At 62.4% G+C, this 12,054-nt stretch carries 7 protein-coding genes; all 7 read right to left on the reverse strand.

The annotated features are described in order from the left end of the window. Window positions 1-263: 263 nt before the first annotated feature. From BTZ20_RS16770 to BTZ20_RS29145, 7 genes are read right to left on the reverse strand one after another with little or no spacing between them, the layout of a single operon-like run. Window positions 264-2,894, reverse strand: coding sequence for a non-ribosomal peptide synthetase (locus tag BTZ20_RS16770; protein WP_077042145.1), 2,631 nt, complete (start codon window positions 2,892-2,894; stop codon window positions 264-266). After that, window positions 2,891-3,739, reverse strand: a complete 849-nt coding sequence (locus BTZ20_RS29120) for a condensation domain-containing protein (RefSeq protein WP_262982602.1) — start codon at window positions 3,737-3,739, stop codon at window positions 2,891-2,893. The genes BTZ20_RS16770 and BTZ20_RS29120 overlap by 4 nt, the downstream gene beginning before the upstream one ends. Next, entirely contained in the window at window positions 3,739-5,673 is a 1,935-nt protein-coding gene (locus BTZ20_RS29490) for a phosphopantetheine-binding protein (protein WP_411269078.1), read from the reverse strand. The genes BTZ20_RS29120 and BTZ20_RS29490 overlap by 1 nt, the downstream gene beginning before the upstream one ends. Continuing rightward, window positions 5,570-7,309, reverse strand: coding sequence for a non-ribosomal peptide synthetase (locus BTZ20_RS29130; protein ID WP_077042148.1), 1,740 nt, complete (start codon window positions 7,307-7,309; stop codon window positions 5,570-5,572). Before BTZ20_RS29130 ends, BTZ20_RS29490 begins: the two co-directional genes overlap by 104 nt. Continuing rightward, window positions 7,306-7,863: a condensation domain-containing protein gene (locus BTZ20_RS29135; RefSeq protein WP_317616047.1), complete on the reverse strand. Its 558-nt coding sequence runs from the start codon at window positions 7,861-7,863 to the stop codon at window positions 7,306-7,308. Before BTZ20_RS29135 ends, BTZ20_RS29130 begins: the two co-directional genes overlap by 4 nt. After that, window positions 7,782-10,529, reverse strand: coding sequence for a non-ribosomal peptide synthetase (locus tag BTZ20_RS29140; RefSeq protein WP_077042150.1), 2,748 nt, complete (start codon window positions 10,527-10,529; stop codon window positions 7,782-7,784). Before BTZ20_RS29140 ends, BTZ20_RS29135 begins: the two co-directional genes overlap by 82 nt. Then, window positions 10,463-12,040 carry a condensation domain-containing protein gene (locus BTZ20_RS29145; protein ID WP_145982320.1) on the reverse strand — a complete coding sequence of 526 codons (1,578 nt, stop codon included), beginning with the start codon at window positions 12,038-12,040 and terminating at the stop codon, window positions 10,463-10,465. The genes BTZ20_RS29140 and BTZ20_RS29145 overlap by 67 nt, the downstream gene beginning before the upstream one ends. Window positions 12,041-12,054: the final 14 nt, after the last annotated feature.

Raw genomic sequence — 12,054 nt, forward strand, 5'->3', positions numbered from 1 at the left:
AATCTCGTTTTTCACGGCCGTCCTCACGGTTTGCCAAAAGAGCACTACATCACCATGAAAAACTTGGGGAATATAACCCGTGATCAAATCTATACCCTGCCTGAGAGATTCTTGCATCCCTTGCAAAGTCGATTCGTCGAGCGCAATGTCGAGTATGCCGACCCTGCTCGGTAGCTGCTCCGCCGGTATACCGAACGGATGATCACCAAATTCTGGGATTTCGAAATTCTTAGTATTCGCGATAGGATCCGAATCCAGTATGATCAACATTTCAATACTCTCATCACGCGCCTGAAGTTCGGTTGCCATAGCGTGGGCGACCACACCCCGAGCGACCAGCCCAGCAGCCTGTACGGTCCCGTGGATTGAACATGGCGGATCTGATCGACATAATCCGCGGCCATTTCCTGCAACGTCGACGGCACAGGCTGTGTGCCACTGACCGCTCGCTGCTGCAGGCCATATACCGGATAGATCGGGTCGAGATAGCTGAGCAGGCCGGAGTACGACCAACTCAGACCGCCTCCCGGATGGATGCAGAACAGCGGCGTAGCGCTACCTGTTGCCCGCAGTGGCAACAGAACATCAATTCCATAGAGAGTCCCGGCAGCCCGGTCCAGCATTGGCGCGAGCCGGGCCGCTGTCGGTGCCTCGAACACGGTCCGGATCGGGACCTCCACCCCCAACACCGTACGAATCCGACTGATCAGCCGGGTCGCCAACAGCGAATGCCCACCCAAATCGAAGAAATTGTCGTCGATCCCGACCCGCCCGAGCCCGAGCACCTCGGCGAACAATCCCGCCAAAACCTGTTCCTGCTCGTCACGCGGTTCCCGATACTCCACCCGCGACACAAACTCAGGTTCCGGCAACGCCCGCCGATCCAACTTCCCGTTCGATGTCAGCGGCAAACCCTCCAACACCACCACTGTCGCCGGCACCATGAACTCCGGCAACCGATCCGCCACATATCGCCGGACCACACCACCATCGACCACATCAGCTGTGCGACCAGGCACCACGTACCCGACCAACTGCTTACCCAACTCGCCGGCATCACGAGCCACCACCACCGCCTGCGACACCCCCGGATGCGCTGCCAGCACCGACTCGATCTCCCCCAGCTCCACCCGGAACCCACGCACCTTCACCTGATCATCGACCCGCCCGACGAACACCAGCTCCCCCGATGCGGTCCACCGCACCAGATCCCCCGTGCGATACAACCGAGACCCCACCGGCCCGAACGGATCGGCCACAAACCGCGACGCCGTCAACCCCGCCCGACCGCGATACCCCCGACCCAACTGCGCACCAGCGATATGCAACTCCCCCGGAACACCGATCGGGACCGGCGACAACCACGAATCCAGCACGAACACCCGCATATTGGCCAACGCGGACCCGATCGGCACCGACACACCGTCGAAACTCTCCGCAGGCTCGAAGGCGCGACAGGTCGCGAAAGTCGTTGTCTCGGTGGGCCCGTACACGTGCACAACACGCGTCCTGGGACACATCCGTAAGGCACGCCGGAATACCTCCGGTGGCATCTCCTCACCGCCGGTCCACACCTGATGCAAACTCGCAAGCGCGTCAGGACACTCATCGAGGAGCAACTCGAACAGCCGGGTCGTGAGAAACGCCGCCGTGACTCCGTTCTCGGCCAACACCCGAGTCAGTGTCGCGATATCAGTCCGGCCCGGCGGCGCAACGACAACCCGACCACCATTGGTCAGTGGAGCCCAGATCTCATACGTGGACGCATCGAACGCCACCGACGAGTGCATCAGAACACTGCCGTGCGCACCATCACGCCACACCGGCTTCGACACAAACGCCGCAACATTCCGATGAGTGATAGCAACACCTTTCGGCACACCAGTCGAACCGGACGTGTAGGTCAGATACGCCAAATTCTGTGGCTGCACCACGACACCCCAGCCATCCTCAGCCACGATGTCCACCCCAAGTGTGTCGAGACAAAGATGTGATATTGCATTGTGGGGCAGCATTATTGCGGTATCGGAATCGGTCACCGTGATCACCGGGGCGGCATCAGTGAGCATGAACTCCAGCCGATCCGAGGGATACCCCGGATCGATCGGCAGATAAGCCCCACCGGCCTTAAGCACGCCCAGCAGCGCCACGATCAGATCCGCCGACCGCGGCAACGCCACCGCCACCACGGTCTCCGGCCCCACCCCACGCGAAATCAGCACCCGCGCCAAACGATTGGACTCACGATCGAGCTCCGCGTACGTCAACGACCGATCCCCACACACGACCGCAACCGCATCCGGAACCCGCTCAACCTGCCGCGCGAACAGCTCCGGGATCGTTGTGTGCGGCACCGGTACCGCGGTGTCGTTCCACGCCTTCAACACCAGCTGTCGTTCAGTCTCGTCGAGTAGATCTATCGACCCGACACAACCATCCGGATCAGCAACCACCTGATCCAGCACCCGCACAAACCTAGCCACCAATGTCTCGACAGTGCCCAGATCGAACAGATCCGTCGCATACTCCACCAACCCACCCCACCCGCTGCCGAGCTCGGCATCGACAGAGGACGCGTCCGCGATATTGAAGAACAGATCCATCCGCGATGTGCCGGTCGACACAGGAATCCAGCTGAGGTCTGCATCAGGGAAACTCAAGTTCGCTGACTCGTTGTTCTGGAATGCCAGCATCACCTGGAACAGGGGATGATGCGCCGGAGACCGGACCGGATTGAGCAACTCGACCAGCAACTCGAACGGCGCGTCCTGATTCGCATACGCCGCCAGAGCTTTCTGTTTGACCTGAGCCAGGATCCGGGTGAACGACACCGCCGAGTCGACAGCAACACGCAACACCCAAGTGTTGACGAAGAACCCGACCAAATCGGTCAACGCCTCATCGGTGCGACCGGCGATGGGTGATCCGATCGGGATGTCCCCCCGCCACCGAGCCCAGACAACAACACCGCCAGCGCCGACTGCAGCACCATCGACACCGTGGTCCCCTCGCGGCGAGCCAACCGCTCCACCCTCGCGCGAGTCCAGGCATCGATCTCGAACGGCACGACGCCACCACGGTAGGAAGCCACCGGCGGGCGAGGCCGGTCGGTCGGCAACCGCAACAGTTCGGGCAACCCGGCAAGTTCAGCTCGCCAGTAATCGAACTGCTGCGCGATCAACGAGTCCGGATCCTGCGGATCTCCCAACAACTCCTGCTGCCACAGGCTGTAATCGACGTACTGCACCGGCAACGGCACCCATTGCGGATCCCCACCCTGCCGCCGCGCCGAATACGCCTGCGACAGATCCCGCATCAACGGCCCCAGCGACCACCCGTCCGCAGCGATGTGATGAACCAGAAGCATCACCACGTACTCGGCCGGCCCACAACCGAACACATCGACCCGCACCGGGATCTCACCCGCCAGATCGAACTCATACCGCACCGCCCGCTCCAGCGACGCTTCCAACTCCCCCGCCTCGACATCGACCACCGACACTGGCACCTCGACCTCGCCAACCTCGAGGACCTGCTGCACCGGCACGCCATCTGTTTCCAGGAACACCGTGCGCAACACCTCGTGCCGGGCGACCACATCACCCACCGCTGCCCGCAACGCCGACACGTCCAACACACCCACCACGCGCAAAGCAATCGGCATGTTGTAAGTCGCCGACGGGCCTTCGAGCCGATGCAGGAACCACAACCGCTGCTGAGAAAACGACAACGGCACCATCACTTAGCTGCCTTTCGGTTCATCTTGCGCAGGACGGGTCGACGTGACGGGCCCAACTCCGCCCATCTGAGCTTCAGCTCCGCCACTGTCGGCGCCTCGAACACGGTCCGGATCGGGACCTCCACCCCCAACACCGTACGAATCCGACTGATCAGCCGGGTCGCCAACAGCGAATGCCCACCCAAATCGAAGAAATTGTCGTCGATCCCGACCCGCCCGAGCCCGAGCACCTCGGCGAACAATCCCGCCAAAACCTGTTCCTGCTCGTCACGCGGTTCCCGATACTCCACCCGCGACACAAACTCAGGTTCCGGCAACGCCCGCCGATCCAACTTCCCGTTCGATGTCAGCGGCAAACCCTCCAACACCACCACTGTCGCCGGCACCATGAACTCCGGCAACCGATCCGCCACATACGCTCGAACTCCGGCAGCCAGGAGACCGGCCTGTGGGTTGTTGGTGCATCTCGCAAGATCAACGACCGGTACCGGTGCCGAATACACGTCAGTCAAATATCTGCCGTCTACAACCGATGACTCGACAAACACCGCATCCATACAATCCCGTTGTGCAGACCACGTGACCGAAGTAGTGAAACCCAGTTGTCGGCCAAGGGCACACAGATCTTCCGGCAGCAAACCAGAGGGGCGTTCTCCCACCTCGATAAGCATCGACTCTGTCCCCAGCAGCCCTCCATCGGCTACTGGCTGCCCGACCCGGATACGGTGCGCTGCGCGAACCTCGTCGACCAGCCCGGCATGCGGAATGCCGGTGACACGGACACAACCATCACGCCACCCCGCCAGTAGAGACTGCAAGCGATCACGATCAACGAATCGCACCTGCGATACCTCCGCCACCGATAGCACCGAAGCCGGCCCCTTACGGAGGGTGACGTCGTAGCGGTATCGAGTCAACTCGTTGACTGCTAATCCTCGCTTGAGTTCGATATCTACCGCGGCGATGTCGCCAAAGACATCAGCAAGCGCAGAGAAATACTCTGGAGACGCCAGCAGCTCTTGTTCGCCTGAAAGGCTTCGACGCACCCGATCCCGAACAGCCGAAGGATCGTCTCCTCCACCGTGCGCAATTGCCACTCCTGTGGCAAATTCCTCGAGCAATGTCAGATTCCGAATATCTCCAACAAATACAGCACCACCGGGAGCCAGCAACCGCAACGCCTGTGCGATAACCCTGCGAAGATAGCTCTCACTCGGGAAGTACTGGATGACCGAGTTCAAGACTACGGTATCGAAGTGCCCTTCGGGCAGTCCCGTAACGTCATCGGCCGCCCGGACATGCAGAGAGACTCGATCAGCCCAATCAACACCCAACCCCTGTAAATCCCGTGCAAGCTTATCGATCGTTACTGGGGAAAAATCGGTAGCCCAATACTCCTGACATTCCGGCGCCAATTGCGAAAGCAACAGTCCGGATCCAACACCGACCTCAAGCACACGCCCGAGACCCGTCCCACGGATCTGATCCACAGTCGCTGACTGCCACTCGCGCATCTGCTCCACGGCGATTGCCGAGTCCGAGTAGCTGCTCTTCCAGACCGAAAAATCTGTGCCAAAAGCCACTCCTTGCGGATCCTCGACATATTCCGCTGCCGAGTACAGATCGTCATAAACACGACGCCATTGCTCGACAATCTCCTCGCCTCCGCCGACATCGGCTGCGCGGTCGGGCACCACGTACCCGACCAACTGCTTACCCAACTCGCCGGCATCACGAGCCACCACCACCGCCTGCGACACCCCCGGATGCGCTGCCAGCACCGACTCGATCTCCCCCAGCTCCACCCGGAACCCACGCACCTTCACCTGATCATCGACCCGCCCGACGAACACCAGCTCCCCCGATGCGGTCCACCGCACCAGATCCCCCGTGCGATACAACCGAGACCCCACCGGCCCGAACGGATCGGCCACAAACCGCGACGCCGTCAACCCCGCCCGACCGCGATACCCCGACCAACCTGAACACCCCCACATACAACTCACCCACAACCCCAACCGGGACCGGCTCCAACGCCGCCCCCAGCACATATACCTGCACATTCGCCAACGGCGACCCGATCGGCACATCACCAACGACTTCGTCCCCGGCGCCGACAGCGAAAGCCGTAACAAACACCGTCGCTTCCGTCGGCCCATACCCGTTGACCACCCGAGCATCCGGGTTCAGCGCCCGCGTACGTGCAATCACAGCTGAGGTCAGGGCCTCGCCGATGTAGACGACTGTGTCGGCGTTGATCGGTGTGCGGACATTGTCCAATACCTCGACGAACGCCGACGGCACGGTACTGACAACACTTCCGGACCAGCCATCCTGCTCGGAAAGAACCAGCACGTCACGCACCAGCTCCACAATCCCGCCCAGGCACAAGGTCGCGAAGATCTCGAAGACGGAAACGTCGAACGCTGTCGATGTGCTGGCCAGCACGCGCGACAACCCATCCTCGCCAAGGATCGCGGCCACCGCTCCGACATTGCTCGCCACGTTGCGGTGGGTGATAGCCACGCCCTTCGGTGTGCCGGTGGAGCCGGAGGTGTAGATCAGGTACGCCAGATTGTCCGGATGCGGCCGGCAGCGGTTCTCGCTGTCGGTGAGGGACTCGGCCACCGGGTCGAGTGCACCGACTCGCTGATCGATAACCAGCCGGGGTGTGGCCGTGTCGGGCAAACTCTGTGCCGTGACCTGGTCGGTGATTATCACCAGCGGGGCGGCATCAGTGAGCATGAACTCCAGCCGATCCGAGGGATACCCCGGATCGATCGGCAGATAAGCCCCACCGGCCTTAAGCACGCCCAGCAGCGCCACGATCAGATCCGCCGACCGCGGCAACGCCACCGCCACCACGGTCTCCGGCCCCACCCCACGCGAAATCAGCACCCGCGCCAAACGATTGGACTCACGATCGAGCTCCGCGTACGTCAACGACCGATCCCCACACACGACCGCAACCGCATCCGGAACCCGCTCAACCTGCCGCGCGAACAGCTCCGGGATCGTTGTGTGCGGCACCGGTACCGCGGTGTCGTTCCACGCCTTCAACACCAGCTGTCGTTCAGTCTCGTCGAGTAGATCTATCGACCCGACACAACCATCCGGATCAGCAACCACCTGATCCAGCACCCGCACAAACCTAGCCACCAATGTCTCGACAGTGCCCAGATCGAACAGATCCGTCGCATACTCCACCAACCCACCCCACCCGCTGCCGAGCTCGGCATCGACAGAGGACGCGTCCGCGATATTGAAGAACAGATCCATCCGCGATGTGCCGGTCGACACAGGAATCCAGCTGAGGTCTGCATCAGGGAAACTCAAGTTCGCTGACTCGTTGTTCTGGAATGCCAGCATCACCTGGAACAGGGGATGATGCGCCGGAGACCGGACCGGATTGAGCAACTCGACCAGCAACTCGAACGGCGCGTCCTGATTCGCATACGCCGCCAGAGCTTTCTGTTTGACCTGAGCCAGGATCCGGGTGAACGACACCGCCGAGTCGACAGCAACACGCAACACCCAAGTGTTGACGAAGAACCCGACCAAATCGGTCAACGCCTCATCGGTGCGACCGGCGATGGGTGATCCGATCGGGATGTCCCCCCGCCACCGAGCCCAGACAACAACACCGCCAGCGCCGACTGCAGCACCATCGACACCGTGGTCCCCTCGCGGCGAGCCAACCGCTCCACCCTCGCGCGAGTCCAGGCATCGATCTCGAACGGCACGACGCCACCACGGTAGGAAGCCACCGGCGGGCGAGGCCGGTCGGTCGGCAACCGCAACAGTTCGGGCAACCCGGCAAGTTCAGCTCGCCAGTAATCGAACTGCTGCGCGATCAACGAGTCCGGATCCTGCGGATCTCCCAACAACTCCTGCTGCCACAGGCTGTAATCGACGTACTGCACCGGCAACGGCACCCATTGCGGATCCCCACCCTGCCGCCGCGCCGAATACGCCTGCGACAGATCCCGCATCAACGGCCCCAGCGACCACCCGTCCGCAGCGATGTGATGAACCAGAAGCATCACCACGTACTCGGCCGGCCCACAACCGAACACATCGACCCGCACCGGGATCTCACCCGCCAGATCGAACTCATACCGCACCGCCCGCTCCAGCGACGCTTCCAACTCCCCGCCTCGACATCGACCACCGACACTGGCACCTCGACCTCGCCAACCTCGAGGACCTGCTGCACCGGCACGCCATCTGTTTCCAGGAACACCGTGCGCAACACCTCGTGCCGGGCGACCACATCACCCACCGCTGCCCGCAACGCCGACACGTCCAACACACCCACCACGCGCAAAGCAATCGGCATGTTGTAAGTCGCCGACGGGCCTTCGAGCCGATGCAGGAACCACAACCGTGTCTGCGCGAACGACAACGGCACCCACTTCGGACGTGCCTGCACCGTCAAAGCCGCGCGAGCCGATCCCGCCGTTCCCAGCATTGGCGCGAGCCGGGCCGCTGTCGGTGCCTCGAACACGGTCCGGATCGGGACCTCCACCCCCAACACCGTACGAATCCGACTGATCAGCCGGGTCGCCAACAGCGAATGCCCACCCAAATCGAAGAAATTGTCGTCGATCCCGACCCGCCCGAGCCCGAGCACCTCGGCGAACAATCCCGCCAAAACCTGTTCCTGCTCGTCACGCGGTTCCCGATACTCCACCCGCGACACAAACTCAGGTTCCGGCAACGCCCGCCGATCCAACTTCCCGTTCGATGTCAGCGGCAAACCCTCCAACACCACCACTGTCGCCGGCACCATGAACTCCGGCAACCGATCCGCCACATATCGCCGGACCACACCACCATCGACCACATCAGCTGTGCGACCAGGCACCACGTACCCGACCAACTGCTTACCCAACTCGCCGGCATCACGAGCCACCACCACCGCCTGCGACACCCCCGGATGCGCTGCCAGCACCGACTCGATCTCCCCCAGCTCCACCCGGAACCCACGCACCTTCACCTGATCATCGACCCGCCCGACGAACACCAGCTCCCCCGATGCGGTCCACCGCACCAGATCCCCCGTGCGATACAACCGAGACCCCACCGGCCCGAACGGATCGGCCACAAACCGCGACGCCGTCAACCCCGCCCGACCGCGATACCCCCGACCCAACTGCGCACCAGCGATATGCAACTCCCCCGGAACACCGATCGGGACCGGCGACAACCACGAATCCAGCACGAACACCCGCATATTGGCCAACGCGGACCCGATCGGCACCGACACACCGTCGAAACTCTCCGCAGGCTCGAAGGCGCGACAGGTCGCGAAAGTCGTTGTCTCGGTGGGCCCGTACACGTGCACAACACGCGTCCTGGGACACATCCGTAAGGCACGCCGGAATACCTCCGGTGGCATCTCCTCACCGCCGGTCCACACCTGATGCAAACTCGCAAGCGCGTCAGGACACTCATCGAGGAGCAACTCGAACAGCCGGGTCGTGAGAAACGCCGCCGTGACTCCGTTCTCGGCCAACACCCGAGTCAGTGTCGCGATATCAGTCCGGCCCGGCGGCGCAACGACAACCCGACCACCATTGGTCAGTGGAGCCCAGATCTCATACGTGGACGCATCGAACGCCACCGACGAGTGCATCAGAACACTGCCGTGCGCACCATCACGCCACACCGGCTTCGACACAAACGCCGCAACATTCCGATGAGTGATAGCAACACCTTTCGGCACACCAGTCGAACCGGACGTGTAGGTCAGATACGCCAAATTCTGTGGCTGCACCACGACACCCCAGCCATCCTCAGCCACGATGTCCACCCCAAGTGTGTCGAGACAAAGATGTGATATTGCATTGTGGGGCAGCATTATTGCGGTATCGGAATCGGTCACCGTGATCACCGGGGCGGCATCAGTGAGCATGAACTCCAGCCGATCCGAGGGATACCCCGGATCGATCGGCAGATAAGCCCCACCGGCCTTAAGCACGCCCAGCAGCGCCACGATCAGATCCGCCGACCGCGGCAACGCCACCGCCACCACGGTCTCCGGCCCCACCCCACGCGAAATCAGCACCCGCGCCAAACGATTGGACTCACGATCGAGCTCCGCGTACGTCAACGACCGATCCCCACACACGACCGCAACCGCATCCGGAACCCGCTCAACCTGCCGCGCGAACAGCTCGGGCACCGTCATATTCTCCGCGACAGCATCCGGATCCGGATCCGGATCCGGATCATTCCACTCCACCAGCACACGGTGACGTTCGTCCTCACCGAGAAGATCGATCGCACCCACCCGCATATCAGGATCGACTGCTACCGCCTCCAAGATCCGTATCCATCGGGCAATTAGTGACTCCACCGACGACCGCTCGAACACATCGGTGCGAAACTCCACCACACCGCTGACGCCAGCATCGGCGCCATCGCGATGTTCCGACAGGCTGAAGGCCAGATCCATCCTGGCCGTGCCGGTTTCGATAAATTCGGGGCGGACCGCGAGGCCCGGCATCTCGATATCGCCTTGGGCTGTGTCGTCCCAGGCAAGCATCACTTGGAACACCGGATGATGGCTCAGCGCTCTGGTCGGGTTCAGCATCTCTACCAGACGCTCGAAGGGCACGTCCTGGTGAGCGTAGGCCTGCAGGCTGCGTTCGCGAACCCGTGCGAGGAGCTCGCGGAAGGTGGGGTTGCCGGAGAGGTCAGTACGCAACACCAGCGTGTTCACGAAAAACCCGACCAGCTCGTCCAATTCTTCGTCGGTGCGGCCGGCGGTGGGTGATCCCAGCACGATGTCATCGCCGCCCCCATACGCGACAACAGCGTTGCCAGGGCACCGTTGAGGATCATGAACATACTAACACCGCAACGCTGCGCAAGTTCCCCGAGCCTGGCGTGCAGTCCCGCAGACCATGAGACGGGTATCCAGCCGCCATCATGGGAATTGACCGGTGGATTGGCCCGGTCCACCGGTAGTGCGATCCGCTCGGGCAGGCCCGCCAGCGCTTGTTTCCAATACGTTGTCTGCACGGCCAGCGGACTTTCCGGATCGGACTCCGCACCAAGCACTGCACGCTGCCAGAGCGTGTAGTCCACATACTGCACCGGCAGCGGCGCCCATCCCGGCTCCCGGCCCTCGCGACGAGCGGTATAGGCGAGACCGAGGTCCCGTAGGAGCGGGCGAATCGACCCGCCATCACCGGCGATATGGTGCATAACCACCACCAGCACGTATTCGCCCCGGCCCTCGATAAACAACCACGCTCGCATCGGGATCTGTGATTCCAGATCGAATGCGTACCGCACCGCCGCGTGCACGGTGATCTCCGCTTCCTCGCTGCTAGAATCTATGGTCGTCAGGATCGGGCCGGCATCCTCGACCGGTAGCACACACTGGTATGGGACACCATCGGCGTCGGGGAACACCGTCCGCAAGGTCTCGTGCCGGTCCACCAGGTCGACGAACGCCGCCGTCATCGCCGCCGGATCCACCGAACCGGTCAAACGTATGACCCACGGAATATTGTAGGTCGGCGACGGGCCTTCGAGCCGATACAGGAACCACAACCGTGTCTGCGCGAACGACAACGGCACCCACTTCGGACGTGCCTGCACCGTCAAAGCCGCGCGAGCCGATCCCGCCGTTCCCAGCATCGGCGCGAGCCGGGCCGCTGTCGGAGCCTCGAACACGGTCAGGATCGGGACCTCCACCCCCAACACCGTACGAATCCGACTGATCAGCCGGGTCGCCAACAGCGAATGCCCACCCAAATCGAAGAAATTGTCGTCGATCCCGACCCGCCCGAGCCCGAGCACCTCGGCGAATAATCCCGCAAGAATCCGTTCGTGTTCCGTATCTGGGGCCCGGTATTCGGCCTGAGACGCGAACCGCGGCGCAGGCAATGCCCGCCGGTCCAGCTTCCCGTTGACCGTCAATGGGAACTCATCCACAACCTCAATCGCCGCAGGCACCATATGTCCGGGCACCCGCGTCGACAGATACGATCGCAACACCCCGGGCAGGGCATCGACGTCGGTATCGTCGGCGCGGTCGTCCCCAGCCACGGCAATGACATACCCGATCAACCGCCCACCGCCATCGTCGGCGATCACAACCGCACGCTCCACACCGGGATGCGACATCAGCACCGACTCGATCTCGCCCGGTTCCACCCGGAACCCCCGGATCTTGACCTGATCATCGGAACGGCCCAAATACTCCAACTGGCCGTCGTCTCGCCACCGCACCAAATCTCCCGTGCGATACATACGACCACCAGCAGAATCGAACGGATCGGCCACAAACCGCGTCCCCG

The organism is Rhodococcus sp. MTM3W5.2, from assembly GCF_001984015.1.
Classification (GTDB): domain Bacteria; phylum Actinomycetota; class Actinomycetes; order Mycobacteriales; family Mycobacteriaceae; genus Rhodococcus_G; species Rhodococcus_G oryzae.

Coding starts and splice junctions, on each gene's coding strand:
- BTZ20_RS29120 (WP_262982602.1), bottom strand. CDS start 3,739: ATGGTGCCGTTGTCGTTTTCTCAGCAGCGGTTGTGGTTCCTGCATCGG.